The sequence below is a fragment of the Neoaquamicrobium sediminum genome (genome assembly GCF_040970315.1).
Taxonomy (GTDB): Bacteria; Pseudomonadota; Alphaproteobacteria; order Rhizobiales; family Rhizobiaceae; genus Aerobium; species Aerobium sediminum.
In genome coordinates this window covers 300,921-322,131 of record NZ_JAZHFV010000002.1, presented here as the reverse complement: position 1 = coordinate 322,131, position 21,211 = coordinate 300,921, and the positions used below count along the sequence as shown (strand labels likewise).

Here is a 21,211-nt window from a genome sequence, read left to right as displayed (position 1 = left end):
CCCGCGTAGCGTATGCAAGCATGCACGATATTGTGGAGTGCTACCATGAGCTACTATTTCGCCAGAACCCTTGCCTCCTCGCACGATGCGGCGATCGAACGGGTAAAGACGGCGCTTGCAGATCGCGGCTTCGGTGTGCTGACTTCGATCGACGTCGCCGCCACGATGAAGAACAAACTCGGCGTGGAATTCCGGCCCTACACCATCCTCGGAGCGTGCAATCCGCACTTCGCATGGCGAGCACTGCAGGAAGAAGACAAAATCGGTGCTCTGCTGCCTTGCAACGTGATCGTCACTGAAACCAAGCCGGGAAGCGTCGAGATCGCGGCTGTCGATCCGGTGGTCAGTATGGCATCAGTTGCCAATCCGCGGCTCGCGGAACTGGCAGGGACGGTCCGGACCACACTGGTCGACGCCATCAATTCCGCATGATCGTAACCAGAAATAGTGTAGTCGAACGCAGCGCGATCTGCGAAAACCGATATCGAAGGCTGCGGCGCACTTAAACTGACAGTTTGTGCCTCCCGTCATTACGCTGCAATCAACGCCTTTGCGGCAACTCCAGGTAAGCAGCTTCAGCTTTTCATGCCCATACGCACTTCCTGTTCGATCAATTTCCAGATGTGATCGACATGCGCGACGAAGGTGGCGCTACGCTTGACCTCGAGATCGCGCGGGCGCGGCAGTTCTATCTCGATTTCTTCGCGAATCTGACCCGGGCGCGCACTGAAAACCACCACACGATCGGAAAGGAACACAGCTTCGTCGATCTGGTGCGTTATCAGCACAACGGTCTTCTTTTCTTCTTCCCATATCCGAAGCAGCTCGGTCTGCATGACCTCGCGGGTTTGGGCATCAAGTGCCGCGAAGGGCTCGTCAAGGAGAAGGATGTCGGGGCTGACTGCCAGGGCCCGCGCGACGTTGACGCGCTGGCGCATGCCGCCCGACAACTGGTGGGGGAAGTGGCTTTCGAAGCCCTGCAGGCCCGACACGTTGATGAAATGGCGCGCGGTCTGCTCGCGCTCGCGCCGGCTGACCCCGTTGATCGCAAGCCCGTAGGCGACATTGTCGATCACCGTCTTCCAGGGCAGCAGCGAATCCTGCTGGAAGACCACCGCCCTGTCCTTGCCGGGGCGGGTAACGATCTTGCCGTTCACCGAGACTGTACCGGCGGTGGCCTGCGTCAGCCCATCGACAATGCGCAGGAGAGTGGACTTGCCGCTGCCGCTGGCGCCGACGATGGAGACGAATTCTCCCTGCTTCACCGACAGATTGATATCCCTCAAGGCTTCAATCGTGGGGCGGCCGGGGCGCTCGAACTTCTTCGAGATGTTGCTGATCTCGAGTGCGGTGGTTTTGGACATGGATGCCTCTCGGGTGGAAGAAGTGTTGCTCGCTATGATGAGAAACCGCCTATTCGTGCCGCCAGGGCGCCAGACGACGCTCTGCACTTTCGAAAACCAGGCTGCCGACAACGCCCATCGCGCCCAGCAGAATGACGTAGGCGAGCAAGGTTGCCGTGTCGAAGGTTTGGCCGGCTGCCAGGATGGCGAAACCGAATCCGGCGAACGATCCGAAGAACTCTGCGACGACGATGCCTACCAGCGCACGCGCCCAGGCAACACGAATACCGCTGACCACATAAGGAAGCGCGTAGGGCAAAGTCACCGTCGTGAATATCTGCCAGCCATTGGCATTGAACGAGCGGGCAGCGTCGACAAGTGCTTTATCGGTCGCGCGCAGCCCGACTTCGGTTGTCACCAGTACCGGGAAAACCGCCACTAGCGATACGATCACGAACTTGGAGGCAAACCCCAGTCCAAGCCATGCGATGAAGAGGGGCGCCAGCGCGACGACTGGAACGGAATACAAGGCCATCAGCATCGGCCCTGCCGTCAGTGAAAAGAGCCGGTTCGACGCGAGGATCAGTCCGCCCGCGACACCGATGAAGACGGCAACAGGAAACGAGACAAGCAGCGCGACCCCGGTTGCCACGCCGTTTGTCCAGACATTGCCATTAGCCAGTTCGCGACCGAGCGCGGCTAAAACTTCCAGCGGCGGCACCAGCAGGAGCCGGTTGGTCACGACCGTCGCCGTCAGTATCTCCCAGATCAGCAGCACGACTGCCACCGAGAACGCGACCCGAACCAGGGAACTCGTCCGGCTGTCTCCTTGGAGGAAGTCGTAGGTGCGCGCCCAGAATGTCATTGGCTTGTTCCCTCGTGGAAAGGCGTGACGGGCCGAAGCCCTGTTGTGGCGAATGCGATAAGCTGGTCATGCGACATGGCATCAAGGCCCAGCACATCGAGAATCGTGTTTGTTTGCGCAAAGTCGACGTCGAGGATCGAGCCCGCAAGGAGGACCGTTGCATCGTGGACCGGCGCTGGCACGCCCGCAACGCGCGCGACCCTGGACGCGAATGCCAGCCCGTAGGGGATGTCCTGCATCAGATAGCGGTGCATTGCCGTTTTCGGACCTTTGGGTCCCCTGCCCGAGGCATGAAGCGTAGCGTTCATCACGTCCATGCGGGCCAGCGGGATCTTGAAGGAACGGTGAAAATGCTCATTGACGGAGTGAATGTCGAAACCAAACGCCGCCGCGATGGCCAGACGTTCACGGTCCAGCGCTTCCATCATGCGGCCAACGGCGGGCGTCGTCTGCCCATAAGGTGCCCAGTTTTCCGGGCGTTCGATACGCGTGATATTCAGCAGGCACACCGGCACGTGAAAGACAGGGTTGCAGTTGGCCAGAAGGCCGATCGCCAAGGCGCTCTCGCGCCGCGCAAACTGCGCCGGCAGAAGCTCCGCGCATATATTCAAGGCATCCGTCTGTGAACCGTTCGGCGTGACGGATGCTTCGATATGCGCACGCACGACGCGGATGTCGACCTTGCCGTTTTCAGTGCGGTGCGCGGTTCCCGGGCTGGTGTTGAGCGAAACCACCGCGGCATCGATGCCGCGCGTCTGTAGAAGCTGCGCCATATAGAGGCCGCTCAGCGAATGGGCGGCGCTGACTATGAAAGGAACGCCCGCCTGCATATGAGGCGCAACTGCCTCCATGACGGTGCGATGACCGTTTGCGTCAACCGCAAGCAGCACCGCCTTGGCGTCCGCGACGGCTTCCTTGGCCGTTTGGGCGATGGAAACGGACCAGTTGCCCGAAAGCGCACCGGTGGATTCGATCCGGGTCTTGCTGCCGAGACCATTGGTCGATGCTCCCGATGGCGACCACAAGACGACATCGTGGCCGCGCGAAACCGCGAGAGCGGACGTAGTCAATCCCATCGCACCAGCGCCCAGGATCGCCAGTCTCATGACTGACCTTCCGCATCGGCGAAAAGGAGGGTCACGTCGGGCATATCTTCGATGTTCCTCAGCGCCTCAAGCAACGCAGTCGCTTGTGTCCGGCCCAGCCCGGGAACCGTATTCGCCAGGAACTTGCGCTCCAGCAGCGCGTCGCTCATCGGGCTCACCGGCTTTCCCGTCGATGCGTTCAGGCGCATTTCGCGGGTGCTGCCATCGGAGAGACGAACGATGACGCGCGTGGCTTCGGGGGATTCCCGTTCCAGTGCGTCGTTGTCGAAACGAAGCGATGCTTCCATCCTCACCTTTTCCATCTGGCGCCGTATCTCGGCAGAGCCGATCTTTTCGGCGGTGAGGTGCCGCCAGGAGAAATCCCCGTCGGCCAAGATGCATCCGAGCGCGTAGGAGATTGAGAACTGGGCCTGCGTCACGTTCTGCGGATCGTCGAAGGTGAGGTTGCTGGCGATATGGGGCGTCACTTCGCAGGTGACGCTCTCCACACGATCGCCCGAAACGCTATCCCGAACGAGCATTGTTTCCAGCGCCTCGGCTGCGGCCTGAACAGAGGAGCAGGCCGGATAGAGCTTCAGTGACGGGCCGGCGTCTTCGAACGATCCGAGCGACGCGAAAGCCTCCGAGGTCCATTGACCCCGGTTCACCACCTGCACCAGGCCCCGATATCCCTCTATCGCATCGCCAGGCGCCAGAGCACCCTTGCGCGCCAGCAACGCTGCGCGCAGACCGGTTTCGGCGGCGCGCGCCGCCAGCAACGGCTTCATGTCAGAGCCTACGCCGATCCTGAGACCGCACGCCTGCACGGCGGCGATGGCGACGGCGTTGCGCGCCTGCTCCGCTGAAAGCTTCAACATCCACGCGCAGGCAGCCGCCACGCCGATCGGGCCAAGCACGCCCGTGTTGAACCAGCCAAGATAGAACAGGCTGTCCCGCGACTTCGTATACGGCCGCGGCGAAAGGCTCTCGGCGAGCACCCGGCAAACCTCCGTGCCGATCGCGAACGCGCTCAGAAGCGCACGACCATCGGACTTTTCAGCTTCGCCGAGCGCAAGCAGCGCCGGGAAAAGAATGGCCGGCCCGAAGACCATGCCGCGATTGAAGTTTGCATCGAAGTCAAGCGCGTGCGCAGCCGTGGAATTGACACGGGTTGCGGCAACCGCAGGGAGCCGCAACCCGGTGCCGGGAACGCTCGCTGGCCCTGCGGCGCTCTCCTGTACCACCTCATCGGTGATGAGGCGAACAATGGGCATCTCCATGCCTGCATGCATCACCCCGGCAACGTCGATCAACGACCGCCGGGCTGCGGTCAGCGCCCCTGCGGGAATTGCGGAGGCGTGCAGCTCCACCAGCCATTCAGCCAGCGTCGCTGCCACCGTCCTATCGTTCGTGCCGGGGCGATGCGGAACGTTCATCAGGCCCGGGCCCCATGCACCGCCTTGGCCTGACGTCCGTATCCCTTCTCGCCAACCACCTTGCCATCGAGATAGACGGTGCGGCCGCGCAGCACGGTGCGGACAGGTTTGCCCTTGAGCTTGCGACCCGCATAGGGGCTCCAGCCGGACAGACTGAGCACGTCCTCGTCGCGGATCTCGTATTCGTTCTCGAGATCGACCAGCACCAGATCGGCATCGTACCCTTCCGCGATCCGGCCCTTGGTCTTGAGACCGAACAGGCGAGCGGGTGCAGCCGACGTTGCCTCCGAGACGCGCTCGAGGGGAATCTTGCCTTCAAGCGCGGCAGTCACGAACATGCTCAGGTAGAACTGCGCGGACGGCGTGCCGGTATGGGCCTTCCAACCGTCGGTCCAACCGATCTCCTTTTCCTCGCGCATGTGCGGAGCATGGTCCGTCGCCACGATATCGATCGTGCCGTCATTGAGACCCTCCCAGAGTCCCGGCACGTTCTTTTCGGGCACCCAGTATGACAAAGCATACGATCCCAACCGCTGGATTGACGACCAGTCGCAACCGAGGAACAGCGCCCACGGGTTGATCTCGCAGGTAACCTTCTGGCCGTTCGCCTTTGCCTGCCTGATCAGTTCGACGCTGCCCGCGGTCTGTGTATGGAGAATATGCAGATGGCATCCCGCAGCCTTCTGCAGGCGCAGCAGCGTAGCGATCGCCGTTTCCCAGATCACCCCGTCATAAGCGGCATAGGCCTTGGCGTAGGCGAGAGCGTCGCGCTCGCCGCGTGCCCAGTATTCCTGCTCGATGATGTCCATAAGCGCCTGATCGTGCGGATGCACCATCAGCGGCACGCCTTCCTTGGCGCAGGCCATCATGATTTCAAGGATCTTGCCATGATCGTGCACGCCGATGCCCGGCATGTGCGGATAGTCGCGACCGGTATCGACGACCATGAAGAACTTGAAGGCCGCGATATCGGCTTTCGCCATTGCCGGCACCTCCTCGATGATGGTCGGTGCAGGATTGAAATTCCAGTCGACGATCGCATCGGTCTCGTAGATGGCGAACTGATCCTGCAGCAGCTGCATCGTATTCGGCGGCGGGGTCACATTGGGCATGGCAACCGAAGTCGTCACGCCGCCGGCCGCGCACTGCTGCGTCGAGGTGTAGATCGTGTCCTTGTACTCGAAGCCCGGCTTGGAGCCCTGCCGGTGATGCGAATGCATGTCGATGACGCCGGGAAACACCGCCAGCCCGTTGGCGTCTATGATCTCGGCATCGCCGGATGCCGGCGCCTTGCCTGGCTCGTAGATGGCTGCGATCTTGCCGCCGCTGATGGCGATGTCGCCCTGGTACCGGCCTTCCGGCACGACAATAGTTCCGTTCTTGATCAGCGTGTCCATCTGCAAGTCCTTATGTTCGAATGGAAAGGGATCAGGCCTGCGCGGCCACCGGCGCACGGCCACGGATCGTGTCGAGCACCTCGACGACGAAATCCCTGGAGAGGTTGCGCGTTATGAAGACCACGCGTGAACGCGCTTCGCCCAGCGGCCAGCGCGGCAGCTCGAAGGGCGGATGAAACAGCGTCTGCACCGCCTGGACGACGATCGGCCTGGGCTGTCCAGCAATGTCGAATATGCCCTTCACGCGCAGCAAGTCGCTGCCGTGCGCGATCACAAGCGCATCAAGCCAATGGGCAACATGCGACCATGCCAGCGGCTCGTCGAACTCCAGCGTGAAGGTGGTGAAGCCGCTCTCGTGATGGTGGTGTTTGTGATCATGGGCGTGGTGATGATCGTGGTGCGGGGTCTCGGCCGCAAAACCGGCATCGGCGATCCACTTTTCGACGTCGACGACGCTGCCCGCCGGATTGAAAGCCCCGGGAGCCAGCAGGTCAGAGGGCAGCACGGGGTCCGCTGCGCCGGATTCAAGAACCCGCGCGGATGAATTGAGCGCGTTGATCTGTGCCAACACACCGTCCCGGGCGCTTGCAAGATCGGTCTTCGACAGGATCACATCGTCGGCGACCGCGACCTGTCGCGACGCTTCCTGGAAGTCGCGCAGGGTACGTTCGCCCTGTACCGCGTCGACCACCGTCACCACGCGGTTGAGCACGTAGCGCCCCGCGACGGGGAACGTCATCAGCGACTGGATCACCGGGATCGGGTCGGCAACGCCAGTCGTCTCGATGAAGACGCGGCTGAACGGACGCACATCGCCGCGAGCGAGCTTTTCATTCAGCTCCCGGAGAGTCGTGACGAGATCTCCCGACACCATGCAGCAAAGGCACCCGGTGCTCAGTTCGATGGTGTTGTCGTTGCTGGCGGCGATCAGGGCGTGGTCGATGCCGATCTCGCCGAATTCATTGACGATGACCGCGGCATCGGACAGCGACGGATCACGCAGCCAGGCATTCAGCAGCGTCGTCTTGCCGCTGCCCAGAAAACCGGTCAGCAGGGTCACAGGAATAGGCATGTCGTTCACTTGGAGAGTTGGCTCGGCTGCCGCGCATCCGGTTCGATGCGCGGCTTCACACGAGCGCTTCAGTTTCCGGCGAGGTAGCTCGGGTCGTAATAACGCGAGATATCGAACGTCTGATCGCTTTCGCGCGACGCGCCAACGGCATCACTGATCTTCAGGAGGTTTTCGAGGCTTGCCGGCGTCACTTCAAGGCCGACGCCGATTGCCTTCTGCTCCTCGACGATGAATGCATAGGATTCTGCGCACAGCTCACGATCGACATTGGTGAAGGCCGCCAGGATATCGATCGCCTTTTCCTTGTTGGCAGGATCGTAGATCCAGTTGGCGGCGTCGCGGGTCGCCTGCGTGATGCCCACAGCCGCCTCGCGATTGGCTTCCGCCCAGCTGGTGTTCAGGATAAGCGGCGTCTGCAGATAGTCTTCCGTGTAGTCTCCAAGCACCTTCATTCCATCGCGCTGGGCCATGGAATCAAACGGTGCGATGAGAAGCGAGCCGGCCACCTGCCCGTTCTGCAGAGCCACGATGCGGTCGCGCGAATTTGCCATCGCAACCAGTTGCGCCCCCGTTCCGTCCACGCCCTGCTCGTTCATCAGATAACGCAGCAGATTGGCCGTTCCGCCCTGCACGCCACCTGCGGTCACCGGACGTCCGTCTATATCTGCCGCCGTTTCAACACCCTTTCCGCCGACGAAACGCAGGATCGACTTGCCGAGCACCGCGCCGGAAATGATGATCGGCGCATTCTGGTCGATTGCCCTCATTGCGAGGTCCGCCACCGAGATGCCGGCTTCGACGCTACCGCTGGAAACAGCCTGGAGAAGAGCCGGGCTGGTGGATGCAACCAGTTCCTGAACCTCGATGTCGTGCGCGTCGTAGAAGCCCTGGTCCTTGGCGATGGCGTGGAGCCAGAGGAGCGAGCTGGGTCCGAGCATGGCGACACGGACTTGGTGCTTTTCCTGCGCATTCGCGACTGGAACGGCAAACGCGATGGCCGCAGCAGCGACACATGCAGCGATCAATCTGAAAGGTCTCATATCTGTTCCTCATCTGTCGGTTGGGGCGAGCGTCTCTGCGCTCTTGCCTGGAACCGACTATAATTGCCTCATTTCAACAATCAAGATGAATTGTCTTATTTTGTCAATTTTGACTATTTGCAAATCCTCGGCCATCATTATAGTGGCGGTCGGACAGCCGGATGTGGAACGTTAAATGGCCAGTCAAAACAACCTTCTGAGCATTCTCCAGCTCTTCGACGGCGATGGCGTGGTGCTCACGGTGGAAGACATCGCGGCCGCACTCGGCATCTCGGTTCGCACCGCCTATCGCAACGTCCGCGAGCTGAGCCAGGCAGAGTTTCTCGACCCCGTTACCGGTGCGGGCTATGTTCTTGGGCCTGCTTTCATCCATTTCGACCGGCTTATCCGTCAGAGCGACCCGCTGATCCATATCGCGGACCAGCCGATGGCCGAGTTGCTCGAAAAGGCGTCCCAGGCCGCCAGCGTGATCATGTGCCGCCGTTTTCGCGACCGGATCATGAGCGTGCACAAGCGCGAGGGCGATGCGCCGCATCTGCCCGTCAGCTACGAGAGAGGCGTGGCGATGTCGCTTTTCGTCGGTGCGCCAGCCAAGGCCATTCTGGCTTTCTTGCCCGATCGGGCCCTGAAGGCGCTCTATCTACGCAACGAAGAAGAACTGCGTCGCACCGGCGCACCCGCCTATGCTGAAATGCGCAATGCGCTAAAAGCTGTCAGGAGGCAGGGTTACTCCGTCACCACGTCGGAAGTCGGCTCCGGCCGCGTAGGCATCGCCGCACCGATCATGCGCGGGTCGGCCGTGGTGGCAAGCATCAGTCTGGTTACCGACGCCAAACAGGCAGATCTCGAACGCAGGCTTCCGTCGCTCATCGAGGGTGTGGTGCAGACCGCAACGACCATATCGGATGAGATTGAGAAGCACGATGCGCAGATATCACGCGCATAGTTGGGACTTTCACCATAGCCATCAGGGCAGTGGATGGGTGCACCGCGGCTCCGCCTGGCAGACCAGTTCCCTCGCTCTTAGATAAGCGCTCCCTGTTCGCGCAGCTTCGACTGGATCTGCCCGAGATCGGTAAGATGGCCAGCATCGACATGGTCGGCCGCGGCGACCCCGGCGGCCTGTCCAGTGGCAAAGGCGGTGCCCATGACCCGGATCGAACCGTAGGCCTGCGGGTCGGCGCCGATGACACGACCTCCGTACCAGAGATTGTCGAGCCCCTTGGCGCGGATGGAATCGTAGGGCACGTGGCAGTAGCCGGCACCGCCAATCGAAGTGTAGCTCGGCTTGCCGGCTTCACCGTGCAATTCGATCGGCCATGCGGCGCGCGCGATGCCGTCGTCGCGGCATCGCCCCAGAACAACGTCTTCCCCGGTCATTTCGTAGCGCGCGGCGGGATGCCGGGTCTCGCGCACGCCGATTTGCGGACCCGTTGCGACGAGGTATGCGCCTTCGAAGCCCGGCAACTCACGTTTGAGCATCGCGACATAGTCGTTGGCACGCGCCCGCGCTTCCATCTCGGCTGCGGTGAAGCTCTCCGAGGACAGGTTCGAAAGCGGAATGTCGACGGTCATCCACCACATGTCGTGCGACAAGGGCAGCCGGAGGATGATTCCCCCGTCCGTGCGTTGGATCGGGTATGCTCCCTTCCCGTTGTAGCGCGCGATGGCAGCTTGAAGCGCCGCCCGGTCAATCTTGAGATCGCGGTCGATGCCGCCGATGCGGATCGGCATGGTCAAGGCCTGCAGCTTGCCTTCGCCGTCGCCAATCTGGAACGGAACCCCGGCCAGCATGGCCAGTTTGGCGTCGCCGCTGGCGTCCACGAACGCTTCGGCAGTCACGCGTGTGCGCCCACCCATCCCGGCCAGCGTGACGGCCTCAAGGCGCTCGGCGGTGCGGGCGACGGAAGCCACGCGCGTATGCAGTTTTACGTCGATGCCATACCGGCGAACAAGGTTGTCGAGAGCGAACTTCAGCACCTCCCCATCGAGCAGCACGATCCAGTTGCCTGTCGTTTCCGAACGATAGGCCTCACCGTCGAGTCCGTGCGTCTTCAATTCGTCGGTGACTTCGGCCGCCACGCCGGCAACCGCCCGCTTCGGTTCGACACCTTGCTGGAACAGGCCGCAATAGGCGTAGACCTGTGACGTGGTGGCCGCGCCGCCAAGGAAGCCGTATTTCTCGACCAGGCAGACCTTTGCTCCAGCCTTGGCCGCGCCGATGGCCGCAGCCACGCCGGCAGCGCCTCCGCCGCAGACCGCGACGTCGTAGTCGGCCTCGAAACGCTTTGTCATGCCTTGCTCTTCACGTCCGCCAGTTGAGGAAATACTGCTCAGCCTTGCCGATCAGCCAGCTGACGGTAAGACCCAGGATCGAGAGCATGGCAACGCCGGCGATCAACTGGTCGGTGGCAAACAGCGCGCCCGCCATCAGGATATAGGCGCCGATACCATACTGTGCTCCGATCATCTCGGCGGCCACAAGCAGGACGATCGCAATCGATGCCGAAATGCGGAACCCAGACAGGATTGCCGGCAGCGCGCCGGGAATGATGATCTTACGCACGATGGAAAACCAGGAAAGCCCGAAGGACTGACCCATGCGGATGAGGTTTCGGTCGACATTGTCGACGCCGCCATAGGTCGCGATGACGGTCGGGAAGAAGGTGCCGAACAGGATCGTCGCGACCTTGGAGCCCTCACCGATGCCGAACCAGACGATGAACAGCGGCAGAAGCGCGATCTTGGGGATCGGAAACAGTGCCGAGACGATCGGCAGCATGCCGGCGCGCGCGAGCGAGAAGAGGCCGATCGTCAGGCCCACCGCGACGCCAAGCGCCGAGCCGAATATCCAGCCGACCGACAGGCGATACAGGCTGGCTTCCAGATGCGTCCAGAGCATGCCGGTGCGCACGAGATCCTGAAAGGCGCGAAACGCCTCGGACGGCGCGGGCAAGGCAATCGAACTGATGAAGCCCGTCCGCGAGCCGATTTCCCACAAGCCGATCAGCACGACGAAGACCAGCGGCGAGATCAGCCGGTATTTCCGGACCTTGAAGCCGCCGCCGCGGAAGGGCACGGGCCGGGCATCCGGGGGAGCAACAACGGTTTCCTGGGTGGTCGTAGCGTGCAACGTATTCGCGGTTTCAAGCGACATCCGACAGCTCCATGTCCGCGGCGCGCGCTTCTTCGCGCATCAGGTTCCACAGATGGCGCTGGGTCGTTTCCAGTTCCGCGATCCGCCCGGCGCGCTCGTCAAGCGGCATGTCGATCCTGACGATCTGTCGTATCCGGCCGGGGCGGCGCGACAGGACGATGATCTTGTGGCCCAACCGCACCGCTTCGGCGAGATTGTGCGTGACGTAGCAGGCGGAAAAGCGTTCGCGGGTCCACAGTTCGATCAGATCGTCGAGCAGCAGCTCGCGGGTCTGGCTGTCGAGCGCCGAAAGCGGTTCATCCATCAGCATGACGGCGGGATTGACTGAAAGCGCGCGCGCGATTGCGACGCGCTGCTTCATGCCGCCGGAAAGCTGACGCGGCAGCGCCTTGCGAAAATCAGAAAGCTTGGTGCGGCGCAGAACATCGTCGATGATCGCGTCTGCCTTGCCTCCCTTGATGCCGTGGTCCTCGAGAACCAGGCTGACATTGCCTTCGACCGTACGCCACGGCAGCAGCGCGAAGTCCTGGAATATGTAGGTGAGCGGATTGAGAGACCCCGCCGGCGGCGAACCGGCGATCAGGATACGGCCCGACGTCGGCTGCTCAAGACCGCCAATAAAGCGCAGCAGGGTCGACTTGCCGCAGCCCGACGGCCCGATGATACAGACGATCTCGCCGCCCTTCAGCTCGAAGGTGATGCCGTCGAGCACATCGGTCTGCCCGTACCGGTGCGAGAGGTTGTCGACCACAATGTCCATGATCATCGCCTTGTTGGGGAGGAGCCGGCCCCACGGGTGTAGGGGCCGGCGCCTCGATTTCAGAAGGTTTCGACGAAGCTCGTGTCCACAAGCTTGTCCATCGAAGCCTCCGCCGGAACCAGGTTCTCCGACTTGAACCATTCGAGCTGGTCTTCGATACTGGACACGTTCAGCTTGGCGTCTTCGTTGATGCGCATTGCCCCAGCGCGGATTGCCGGGTCCGCAGCGTCGAGCGGGCGGTCGGAATAGACATATTCGTGGATCATCCCGACGACCTCGGTGCTGTCTTCATCCGACATGGTCTTGTCGACAAAGGCGGCGTTGTAATCGGCAACACCCTTCGAGAGCGCGGCGAGGTATTTCTCGACGAGTTCGCGATTGTTGGCGACATTGTCTGCCGAGGTGAAGACGGTCGTCACCTGGTAGCCGTCGATGTAGTCCGAGACCTTGCCAATCTCAAAGACCTCCCCGCTCTTGGTCAGGCCCGCGGCAATGTTCGGCACGATCGACCAGGCATCGATCTGGCCCGACTTCAGCGAAGCGATGACTGCTGGCACGGCATTGAGCGGAACCAACTCTAGCGCCGAGCGCTCGAAGCCTTCCTTGTCGGCGATCTTGTGCGCCATGTAGTGGAAGGAAGAGCCTGCGGTGGTGATGCCGTAGCGCTTGCCGGCGAGATCGCCAGGCGTCTTCACGCCTGCTTCATGGGCCGCTTTGGAGACAAGGATTTTCTGGCCGTCGATCTCCGGCGTTTCCTGCAGCGCGCCGCCGATGATCTTGACCGCGCCCTTCTCGGCGAGGCTGATCAGGCCGGCTGTCATCGCCGTCATGCCGAAATCGACATCGCCGGAGGCAATCGCCACAGCCATGGGCTGGGCTGCCTGGAATGGCACAAACTCGACTTCGAGGCCCTGTTCGGCGAAGTAGCCCTTGCCTTCTGCGATGATGCTCGGCGAGTGCGACACCAACGACAGAATGCCGACCTTGATCGGCTCTGCACTGGCCGCACCGGTGCCGGCCAACACGGTCGCGGCGGCAAGCACTGCGAAGGCTCTGCGGGTAATCTTAAGCATGTCATTCCTCCCTGTAATCGATACGCTTTTGGTGATGGTTCCGGCGGATGCCGTATCTCAACGCGTCAAGGCGCCGAGAATCTGGTTCGAAAGCAGTTCACACGCACGGTCCGCATCGCGCGAGAGCGTCGCCTCAACGACTTCCCCCAAGCCGCGGGTCTCCGCGGCGAGGTCGATGCTGCCCTCGACGAGCGCGGCATAGCGAAAGCGCCGGCTCTGTGTGAACAGCCTGTCCTGGAACCCGATCAGCCGCGGCGAGCGGCAGGCGGCCACCAGCGTCGTGTGGAAGTGGCGACCTGCCTCGTCCCATTCGATGGCGAAGGCCTGGCGATCGGCATCCGTCTGCATGCAGAGCTTCGAATAGGTGTGGAAGGCGGCGAGTACCTCGCCTTCCCAGCGCAGGTCCCCGTGCTTGATCGACCAGCCAAGGCCCAGGCTTTCGATTTCGGCGCGCAGGCGAGAGATGTCTTCGAGATCGGACTGGGTCGCCGAGGCCACGCGGAAGCCGCGCTGGGCGCTGGCCTCGACGATGCCCTCGCTGGCAAGAAGCGTCAGGGCCTCCCGGAACGAATGCGCCGAGCCCCCATAGCGCTGGCGCAGTTCATCGATCTTGAGCTTGGTATCCGGGGCGAGCACGCCGACGGATATGTCGCGGCGCAATTGCGAGGCGATCAGCCGAACGACCGTGTCGGAATCCTGGGTTTTCCTCCCGAACACGCTATCTCCTCCAACGTGCCAGAAAATCTTCAACATTTCGCCTGCTATTGAACGATCAGGAGCAAGTCAACCCAAGGGAGGGAATTTTGGCTGCAGGAGAACGGCTGGTCACCGGGCAGACCCGGGTGATCTTCATGATCGGAAGTCCGATCACACAGGCAAGATCGCCCTATCTTTTCAATACGTATTTTGCCGACCATGGGGCGGACCGGATCATGGTTCCAGTCGATGTGGGCGCGCGCGCGCTTCCAGGTTTTGTGGAGATGATCCGGGAGGCTTCGAATTGCGACGGTTTCGTTTCGACAATTCCGAACAAGGGAAGTCTGCTCGATCTGGTCGATGACGCCTCTCCGACCGCAAAGGCACTTGCAAGCGTCAATGTGGTGAAACGTGGCGCCGATGGCAGGCTGTCGGGCGACATGGCCGACGGCGCCGGCTTCTGGAATGGCGTCAGTCGCGCCGGCTTCGAGGTTCGAGGCAGCAGCGTCGTCCTTGCAGGTGCTGGCGCTGCCGGCATCGCGATTGCCCACGAGTTTGCGGAGCGCGGCGGCCGCAGGCTCGCCGTCTGGTCGCGCGAACATCGGGAAATTGAAGCGCTCATAGCCGTGCTGGCAGGCAAAGGCTTGGCTGTGGAGCCGGGTATTCCCCTGTCGCTGGACGGATTTTCGATGGCGATCAATGCCACGCCCGTCGGAATGGCTTACGCACCGGGCAGTGTCTTCCCGCGTGAGCTCCTGGCAACGATGCGGAGAGGAAGCTTCGCAGCAGATGCCATCACCGAACCCGTCGAGACACAATTTCTGCGTGACGCAGCGGCCATCGGCCTCCAGACCGTGAATGGCCGCGCGATGACGTTCGGCCAGTTCGAACGGCTGCGCGAGTTTCTTGGTGTTTGAAATGGATTGTCCGTGAGAGTACCGGCAAACAATAGTGGTGCCCAGAGGCGGATTCGAACCACCGACACGCGGATTTTCAATCCGCTGCTCTACCAACTGAGCTATCTGGGCATCCGGCAAGGTCGCCTGAAGGCGTTCCTTGCAACGAGCGGCGTTGGTGTTCCGCCCGAAAGCGCGTGGGTTATAGCACGAGTTTTGCGCCTGTCCAGCGCGAAGCGGCGCGATTTCGCGACTAAATTCAGTGGGCTTCGCTGGACCCGCTAGCCCTCACGTCCGAGCGGTCAATGCTCGTTGTCGTCGAGGTTCTCTTCGGCCTCGGTGACGGGAATTGCATAGGAGCCGGAGAGCCAGCGATTGAGGTCCACATCCTTGCAGCGCGGCGAACAGAACGGATAGTCCGCGCGGGTGGACGGCTTGCCGCATTCCGGGCATGGGCGGCGGGGGCGAAGCGGCGTCACCTTGCCGGTTTCCTGACCACTCACGGTTCAGGCCCTCGTGCCCGCCAGCCAGTTGAAATGAACCTTGTAGCCGTCAGCCGTCAATAGTCCCACCGTCTCGTAGAGCGGCAGACCCACCACGTTGGTGTAGGAACCGACCATCTTGACCACGAAGGTGCCGGCCAGGCCCTGTATGCCGTAGCCGCCCGCCTTGCCGCGCCATTCGCCCGAGGCGAGGTAGCTTTCGAGTTCCTCCCGTGACAGGCGCTTGAAGCGCACGCGCGTCTCCACCAGCCGCTGGCGCAGCTTGCCGGACGGCGTGATGAGGCAGACGCCGGTGTAGACCCTATGCGTGCGCCCCGAAAGCAGCCGCAGGCAGTTCGAGGCTTCGTCGACCAGCTCCGCCTTGGGCAGGATGCGCCGGCCGACGGCAACCACCGTGTCGGCGGCGAGGATGAACGCATCGCCCTCGCCGTCCCTGGCAAGCCCTTCCTGCGCCTTCTCGGCTTTCGCGCGCGAAAGGCGCTTGGCCAGCGAGCGCGGATGCTCCGCGCGCAGCGGCGTCTCGTCCAGGTCGGCAGGAAAGAGGCGGTCGGGCTCTATGCCCGCCTGCTGCAGAAGCTCGATCCGTCTCGGCGAGCCCGAGGCAAGCACAAGCTTCTGGAAAACACTCATCGAAGACCCGTCGGCATGCGGGAGAGAACGTCGACCGCTACTTGAAGCGGTAGGTGATACGACCCTTGGTCAGGTCGTAGGGCGTCATTTCGACAAGGACCTTGTCGCCGGTCAGAACGCGAATCCGGTTCTTGCGCATGCGGCCGGCCGTATGCGCTATGATCTCGTGTTCGTTCTCGAGCTTGACCCTGAACATGGCATTCGGCAGCAGTTCAGTGACGACGCCCGGAAACTCCAGTACTTCTTCCTTCGGCATCCGATTCCTATGGCTTGTTGGATATCGCCGGCCCCGGCCGGAAATTCCGGCGGAACCTATATGATTACTCCGGATTTGTGAACATGCTTATTCTTGGAATGTTCACGGTCCTCCGGCAGCGAAGCGGGCGGCTATTCGTTGCTCGATCCTGTCGCGCACATCGCGGTAGGCGTCGAGTATGCGATCGCGCGTTCCAGCCGCGCCGGATGGATCCGCCGTCGGCCAGTATTCGACATCGACAGCCATCGAGCGGGTCAGTTCCAGTGCGGCGTGATGCGCCTCGGGCGCGAGTGTAACGATCAGGTCGAAATAGGCGTCTTCCATCTCATCGAGCCGTTGCGGCTGGCGATTGCCCAGCGTTAGCCCCTTTTCGGCAAGAACGGCATCGACAAAGGGGTCGCGCGCGCCAGCTCGTACGCCGGCCGAGGCAACAAAAGTCGCCTGAGGCAAGACCTTCCTGGCCAGCACTTCCGCCATCGGCGAGCGTATCGCGTTCATGCCGCACAGGAACAGGATCGAACGGGGAAGCGGGGCCGCGCCCGTCGCCGGCATCGTCAGCCCCGCCAGTGCAGCACGCAGACCAGGGTGAATATCCGGCGCGCAGTATCGAAATCGACATCGATCTTGCCGGAGAGGCGATCCATCAAGGTTTGCGACCCTTCGTTGTGAAGACCGCGGCGACCCATGTCGATCGCCTCGATCTGCGACGGAGTCGAGGTGCGGATCGCTTCGTAATAGCTCTCGCAGATCAGGAAATAATCCTTCACCACGCGCCGGAACGGCGTCAGTGACAGGATGTGGGTGACGACGGCCTCGCCATCCTCGCGTGAAATCGCGAAGACCAGCTTCGAATCGACAACCGATAGCCTCAGCTTGTAGGGACCGCCCTTGTCATCGCCGGCAGGCCGAAACGAGTTATCCTCGATGAGGTCGAAAATCGCGACTGCGCGTTCGTGCTCGACGTCCGGTGTCGAGCGCCCGATCGATTCGTCGAGTTCGACATCGATCAGCCGGGCGTTTCGATCGCGCTCGCTCATGACCTAGCTTTCGGGATTGAGCCGGATTGCGACGGAAGCCGCATGGCCGTCCAGATTCTCGGCGCGCGCGAGCGCGATTGCAGCAGGCGCCAGCAGGCGCAACTGCTCGGGTCCTAGCTTCAGGAGAGACGTGCGCTTGACGAAATCGAGCACCGAGAGACCAGACGAGAAACGCGCCGACCGCGCAGTCGGCAAAACGTGATTGGAACCGCCGACATAGTCGCCGATCACCTCGGGCGTGTGGCGGCCGAGAAAAACCGCGCCCGCGTTGCGGATTTTTTCGACGTAGTTTTCGGCGTCGTCCATCGCGAGCTCGAGATGCTCGGCCGCGATGCGGTTTGCGAGCGGCACGGCATCGGCGAGATCCGCCACGATGATGATCGCACCGAAGTCGCGCCAGCTTGCAGCTGCCATCTCGCCGCGCGGCAGGCGCGCCAGTTGGCGCTCCACCTCGGCCTCGACCGCGTCGGCGAGCCCTGCATCGTCGGTTATCAGGATTGACTGTGCGGCAGCGTCGTGCTCGGCCTGCGCGAGCAGGTCGGCGGCCAGCCATGACGGGTCGTTGTTGCCATCGGCAATCACCAGCACCTCGGACGGGCCGGCGATCATGTCTATGCCGACCGTGCCGAACACGCGGCGCTTGGCGGCGGCGACATAGGCGTTGCCCGGACCGACGATCTTCGCCACCGGCGCGATGGTCTCGGTGCCATAGGCAAGGGCGGCAACCGCCTGCGCGCCGCCGACACGGTAGATTTCGGACACTCCGGCAAGCCGGGCTGCGGCAAGAACGAGCGGGTTTAGCTGTCCGTCCGGCGAAGGAACCGTCATGACGATACGCTCGACACCCGCAACCCTGGCCGGCACGGCGTTCATCAGCACTGAACTCGGATAGCTTGCGGTGCCGCCCGGCACGTACAGGCCGACAGCTTCGACCGCGGTCCAGCGCGAGCCAAGCTCGACGCCGACCGGATCGACATAACGGTCGTCCTGCGGCATCTGGCGCGCATGGTGAGCGGTGATGCGCTCATGTGCGAAACGCAGGGCAGCAAGCGTATCGGCATCGACTTCGGCCATTGCCGCGTCGACCTCGGCTTCGCTTACGGCTATGCCCGTTTTGGAGAGATCGAGCCGGTCGAACCGCCTAGTATAGTCGATGAGCGCCGCGTCGCCCTCTTCCCGAACGCGCGCGATGATATCGCGCACGACCGTGTCGACGTCCTCCGACACTTCCCGCTTGGTGGCGAGGAATGCGGCGAAGTCGGCTTCGAAACCGGTAGCGGATCGGTCGAGGCGTAATGGCATGGTCGGTAGAACTCCCTCAACCCGTATGGACGGGGCGGGACGGTGTTTCCCATGCAGCGCCAAGATCGGCAAGGCGCGCTTCGATGTAGTCCACCTCCAGCCGGATCGCGGCACCGCCGGAGAAGGTGAGTTCGATCGAACCGGCCGGCGCCTCTGCGCCCGGTTCGAAGCGGATCGCCAGCAGCGACAGCACATCGTCGGCCTTGCTGCGATCGATGCCCGTCAGCTTGACGCCGCGAACGCTCTCGAAATGCAGCGCGCTGCGACGTCGTTCGTTGTGGCGCGAGAAGAACCCCTTCTTCGCCTCCCAGGCGAAGCGGTTGATCGCGGCCACGAAACGCTTCTCCGCGGCAAGGTAGGACAGGTCGGCGACCTTCATCACGGCATCCTGCGTGTGGGCAGAGATGACCTGTAGATCCTGTTCGTCGAGCGCGACAAGCTTCAGTTGTGACATCGATACGCAATCCGCGAGGGCCGGAACCGTTCAGTTCCGGTGTTAGGCCGTCTTGATGTGCGGCGCAACAGGATGAGAGGGAATAGGGGAGTAAGGCAGTAGGGAAACAACCACCCGTTTCCCCACGGCCCTAATGCCTTGGGGCCCTATGAAGACAGGCGCTCGATCGTCGCGCCGCAACCGGAGAGTTTCTCTTCCAGCCGCTCGAAGCCGCGGTCGAGATGATAGACGCGGTTGACGACGGTCTCGCCCTCGGCGGCAAGCCCGGCAATCACGAGCGAAACCGAGGCGCGCAGGTCGGTCGCCATCACCGGTGCGCCCTTGAGCTGCGGCACCCCGTCGACGATGGCCGTCTGCCCCGACAGCGTGATCTTTGCGCCGAGACGCGCGAGCTCCTGCACATGCATGAAGCGGTTCTCGAAAATGGTCTCGGTGATGCGCGAGCGGCCTGCCGCGCGCGTCATCAAGCCCATGAACTGGGCCTGCAGGTCGGTCGGGAAGCCGGGGAAAGGTTCGGTCGTGACATCGACCGGCAGGATGCCGGCACCGTTTCGGCGGACGCGGATACCGGAGTTGAGCGGCGTGATTTCGGCCCCGGCGCGCGAAACGGCGTCGAGCGCGTCTTCCAGAAGGTCGGCGCGCGCGCCTTCCAGCACAACATCGCCACCCGTCATGGCGACCGCCATGGCGTAGGTGCCGGTCTCGATGCGGTCGGGGATAACCTGGTGCGTCGCGCCCGACAGCGAGGTGACGCCGTCGATCACGATAGTCGAAGTGCCGGCGCCGGAGATGCGCGCGCCCATCGCGTTCAGGCATTCGGCAAGATTGACGATCTCCGGCTCGCGGGCAGCGTTCTCCAGAACCGTCTGGCCGCGCGCGAGAGACGCCGCCATCATCAGCACATGGGTCGCGCCGACGGAGACCTTGGGGAATACATAACGGTCGCCGATCAGGCCCTTGGGCGCGCTGGCGTGGACGTAGCCCTGCTCGATCTCGATCTCCGCACCCAGCGCTCGCAGACCGTCGATGAAGAGGTCGACGGGCCTCGTGCCGATGGCACAGCCGCCCGGCAGCGAGACGCGGGCCTCGCCCATGCGCGCCAGCAGCGGACCGATGACCCAGAACGACGCGCGCATCTTCGACACCAGCTCATAGGGCGCCACGGTGTCGACGATATTGCGGGCGGTGAAGTTCACGGTGCGGGCATAGGTCGAATTCTGCGCCTCGCGGCGGCCGTTGACCGAATAGTCGACACCGTGATTGCCGAGGATGCGCGTGAGCTGCTCGACATCGGCCAGATGCGGCACGTTTTCGAGGCTGAGCGTCTCGTCGGTCAGGAGCGATGCGATCATCAGCGGGAGGGCGGCGTTCTTGGCGCCGGAGATCGGGATCGACCCGTTCAGTTCCTTGCCGCCGACTATCCTGATACGATCCATGCGTGGTCCCCTCGCCGGCCTGCCGGCATGCTTGCGTCCAATGGTCCGAGGCCGGCCCGTCTAGCGCGGCGGGCGGTCTGATTCAACCGGATCGTGGGGGAAGCAATTGCGAAGCGGCACCGGCAAGCCGGCTCATTCGCTGTCGTCCCCTTCCCCCTTCAACAATCCTTCGGGGCGCGAATCGGCCCCGCCTTCCCCTCTCGATCGCGCCTGCGCCTTTCGCCTTTGAAGGTTTGCCCGCAGCTTCTGGGCAAGCCGCGCGGCCTTCCTGTCCTGCTCTTCGGTCTGTTTCGACGCGGAATCGGTCGGTGAGGGCACGCGTGGCGGGTTCAATCGGGAATACCCCGGCTAAAAGCAAATTGTGTTCATCTGGCGGCGCAGCCTACAGCACAGGCGCGCCCGCGCTCAAGCCGCCCGATTTGCAGGATCGGTCGCCGGTGCGGCACCCAATGCGAAACGCGCTCAAGAATGCACCGATCCGCGCTTGCGCTTGGCCGGCGCTTGTGGCAGAAGTCCGCCGCATTCACGGCCTGCTGCGGTAGCTCAGTGGTAGAGCACTCCCTTGGTAAGGGAGAGGTCGAGAGTTCAATCCTCTCTCGCAGCACCATTTTATCCCATGGACTGAACCAGCTTTTATCCGCCGGAGGCTTTCGCGTCCGCCTGGTCGTGCCGCCGCGCGGGAGCACAATTTTACGGCGGCATCATACCACCTGTGGTTGCCATGAGGCTGTTCGTGGCTTTATGTTGGCGCATATTGGGCGACTTTGCGATCT

23 protein-coding genes and 2 tRNA genes are annotated in these 21,211 nt (G+C 62.6%); 4 read left to right on the top strand and 21 right to left on the bottom strand.

What is annotated here, in order from left to right; all coding sequences use genetic code 11:
- Nucleotides 1–45 precede the first annotated feature (45 nt).
- Complete coding sequence (locus V1479_RS06910) at nt 46–432, top strand: DUF302 domain-containing protein (RefSeq protein WP_368802260.1); 387 nt, start codon at nt 46–48, stop codon at nt 430–432.
- Between the two features lie 143 nt (nt 433–575).
- Here V1479_RS06910 and V1479_RS06905 read toward each other — a convergent pair whose 3' ends face one another.
- From V1479_RS06905 to V1479_RS06875, 7 genes are all read right to left on the bottom strand, one after another.
- Complete coding sequence (locus V1479_RS06905; protein WP_368802259.1) at nt 576–1,364, bottom strand: ABC transporter ATP-binding protein; 789 nt, start codon at nt 1,362–1,364, stop codon at nt 576–578.
- Nucleotides 1,365–1,413: 49 nt separating this feature from the next.
- The gene (locus tag V1479_RS06900) at nt 1,414–2,208 is read right to left on the bottom strand and encodes an ABC transporter permease (protein ID WP_368802258.1); all 795 of its coding nucleotides are present in this window, start codon (nt 2,206–2,208) and stop codon (nt 1,414–1,416) included.
- Complete coding sequence (locus V1479_RS06895; protein WP_368802257.1) at nt 2,205–3,314, bottom strand: NAD/NADP octopine/nopaline dehydrogenase family protein; 1,110 nt, start codon at nt 3,312–3,314, stop codon at nt 2,205–2,207. The genes V1479_RS06900 and V1479_RS06895 overlap by 4 nt, the downstream gene beginning before the upstream one ends.
- Nucleotides 3,311–4,690 carry an MmgE/PrpD family protein gene (locus V1479_RS06890; protein ID WP_368802256.1) on the bottom strand — a complete coding sequence of 460 codons (1,380 nt, stop codon included), beginning with the start codon at nt 4,688–4,690 and terminating at the stop codon, nt 3,311–3,313. The genes V1479_RS06895 and V1479_RS06890 overlap by 4 nt, the downstream gene beginning before the upstream one ends.
- Nucleotides 4,691–4,728: 38 nt before the next feature.
- Nucleotides 4,729–6,126: a dihydroorotase gene (locus V1479_RS06885; protein WP_368802255.1), complete on the bottom strand. Its 1,398-nt coding sequence runs from the start codon at nt 6,124–6,126 to the stop codon at nt 4,729–4,731.
- 31 nt (nt 6,127–6,157) lie between these two features.
- Complete coding sequence (locus V1479_RS06880; RefSeq protein WP_368802254.1) at nt 6,158–7,198, bottom strand: CobW family GTP-binding protein; 1,041 nt, start codon at nt 7,196–7,198, stop codon at nt 6,158–6,160.
- Between the two features lie 68 nt (nt 7,199–7,266).
- Nucleotides 7,267–8,238 carry an ABC transporter substrate-binding protein gene (locus V1479_RS06875; protein WP_368802253.1) on the bottom strand — a complete coding sequence of 324 codons (972 nt, stop codon included), beginning with the start codon at nt 8,236–8,238 and terminating at the stop codon, nt 7,267–7,269.
- Between the two features lie 175 nt (nt 8,239–8,413).
- On the opposite strand from V1479_RS06875, the gene V1479_RS06870 reads away from it, so the two are divergent.
- A complete protein-coding gene (locus tag V1479_RS06870; RefSeq protein WP_173187016.1) occupies nt 8,414–9,184 on the top strand; it encodes an IclR family transcriptional regulator in 771 nt (256 codons plus the stop codon).
- 77 nt (nt 9,185–9,261) lie between these two features.
- On the opposite strand, the gene V1479_RS06865 is transcribed toward V1479_RS06870, so the two are convergent.
- Genes V1479_RS06865 through V1479_RS06845 form a run of 5 tightly spaced genes read right to left on the bottom strand, consistent with a single transcriptional unit; the run spans nt 9,262 to nt 13,945 of the window.
- Nucleotides 9,262–10,533 carry an FAD-dependent oxidoreductase gene (locus V1479_RS06865; protein ID WP_368802252.1) on the bottom strand — a complete coding sequence of 424 codons (1,272 nt, stop codon included), beginning with the start codon at nt 10,531–10,533 and terminating at the stop codon, nt 9,262–9,264.
- A gap of 10 nt (nt 10,534–10,543) precedes the next feature.
- A complete protein-coding gene (locus V1479_RS06860) occupies nt 10,544–11,395 on the bottom strand; it encodes an ABC transporter permease (protein WP_368802251.1) in 852 nt (283 codons plus the stop codon).
- Nucleotides 11,385–12,155: an ABC transporter ATP-binding protein gene (locus tag V1479_RS06855; RefSeq protein WP_368802250.1), complete on the bottom strand. Its 771-nt coding sequence runs from the start codon at nt 12,153–12,155 to the stop codon at nt 11,385–11,387. The genes V1479_RS06860 and V1479_RS06855 overlap by 11 nt, the downstream gene beginning before the upstream one ends.
- A 59-nt stretch (nt 12,156–12,214) precedes the next feature.
- Nucleotides 12,215–13,228 carry an ABC transporter substrate-binding protein gene (locus V1479_RS06850; RefSeq protein WP_368802249.1) on the bottom strand — a complete coding sequence of 338 codons (1,014 nt, stop codon included), beginning with the start codon at nt 13,226–13,228 and terminating at the stop codon, nt 12,215–12,217.
- Nucleotides 13,229–13,285: 57 nt separating this feature from the next.
- The gene (locus tag V1479_RS06845) at nt 13,286–13,945 is read right to left on the bottom strand and encodes a GntR family transcriptional regulator (protein ID WP_368802248.1); all 660 of its coding nucleotides are present in this window, start codon (nt 13,943–13,945) and stop codon (nt 13,286–13,288) included.
- Between the two features lie 86 nt (nt 13,946–14,031).
- Between V1479_RS06845 and V1479_RS06840 the strand changes: the two genes are divergently transcribed.
- The gene (locus V1479_RS06840; protein WP_173187024.1) at nt 14,032–14,841 is read left to right on the top strand and encodes a shikimate dehydrogenase family protein; all 810 of its coding nucleotides are present in this window, start codon (nt 14,032–14,034) and stop codon (nt 14,839–14,841) included.
- A 35-nt stretch (nt 14,842–14,876) separates the two neighbouring features.
- On the opposite strand, the gene V1479_RS06835 is transcribed toward V1479_RS06840, so the two are convergent.
- The 9 genes from V1479_RS06835 to murA form a co-directional block, all read right to left on the bottom strand.
- Nucleotides 14,877–14,952: transfer RNA gene (locus tag V1479_RS06835), tRNA-Phe, on the bottom strand.
- 170 nt (nt 14,953–15,122) lie between these two features.
- Nucleotides 15,123–15,323 carry a DNA gyrase inhibitor YacG gene (gene yacG, locus V1479_RS06830; RefSeq protein ID WP_173187026.1) on the bottom strand — a complete coding sequence of 67 codons (201 nt, stop codon included), beginning with the start codon at nt 15,321–15,323 and terminating at the stop codon, nt 15,123–15,125.
- Nucleotides 15,324–15,326: 3 nt separating this feature from the next.
- The gene (locus V1479_RS06825; protein ID WP_368802247.1) at nt 15,327–15,953 is read right to left on the bottom strand and encodes a Maf-like protein; all 627 of its coding nucleotides are present in this window, start codon (nt 15,951–15,953) and stop codon (nt 15,327–15,329) included.
- A gap of 37 nt (nt 15,954–15,990) precedes the next feature.
- The gene (gene infA, locus V1479_RS06820; protein ID WP_006200926.1) at nt 15,991–16,209 is read right to left on the bottom strand and encodes a translation initiation factor IF-1; all 219 of its coding nucleotides are present in this window, start codon (nt 16,207–16,209) and stop codon (nt 15,991–15,993) included.
- Between the two features lie 102 nt (nt 16,210–16,311).
- Complete coding sequence (locus V1479_RS06815) at nt 16,312–16,767, bottom strand: arsenate-mycothiol transferase ArsC (protein WP_376769146.1); 456 nt, start codon at nt 16,765–16,767, stop codon at nt 16,312–16,314.
- Nucleotides 16,764–17,246, bottom strand: coding sequence for a UPF0262 family protein (locus V1479_RS06810; protein WP_368802246.1), 483 nt, complete (start codon nt 17,244–17,246; stop codon nt 16,764–16,766). Before V1479_RS06810 ends, V1479_RS06815 begins: the two co-directional genes overlap by 4 nt.
- A gap of 3 nt (nt 17,247–17,249) precedes the next feature.
- Entirely contained in the window at nt 17,250–18,548 is a 1,299-nt protein-coding gene (gene hisD / locus V1479_RS06805; RefSeq protein ID WP_368802245.1) for a histidinol dehydrogenase, read from the bottom strand.
- Between the two features lie 16 nt (nt 18,549–18,564).
- Nucleotides 18,565–19,002 carry a DUF2948 family protein gene (locus tag V1479_RS06800; RefSeq protein ID WP_173187036.1) on the bottom strand — a complete coding sequence of 146 codons (438 nt, stop codon included), beginning with the start codon at nt 19,000–19,002 and terminating at the stop codon, nt 18,565–18,567.
- A 146-nt stretch (nt 19,003–19,148) separates the two neighbouring features.
- Complete coding sequence (murA, locus tag V1479_RS06795; RefSeq protein ID WP_173187038.1) at nt 19,149–20,438, bottom strand: UDP-N-acetylglucosamine 1-carboxyvinyltransferase; 1,290 nt, start codon at nt 20,436–20,438, stop codon at nt 19,149–19,151.
- Between the two features lie 532 nt (nt 20,439–20,970).
- On the opposite strand from murA, the gene V1479_RS06785 reads away from it, so the two are divergent.
- A tRNA-Thr gene (locus V1479_RS06785) sits at nt 20,971–21,045 on the top strand.
- The last annotated feature ends 166 nt before the right edge of the window (nt 21,046–21,211 follow it).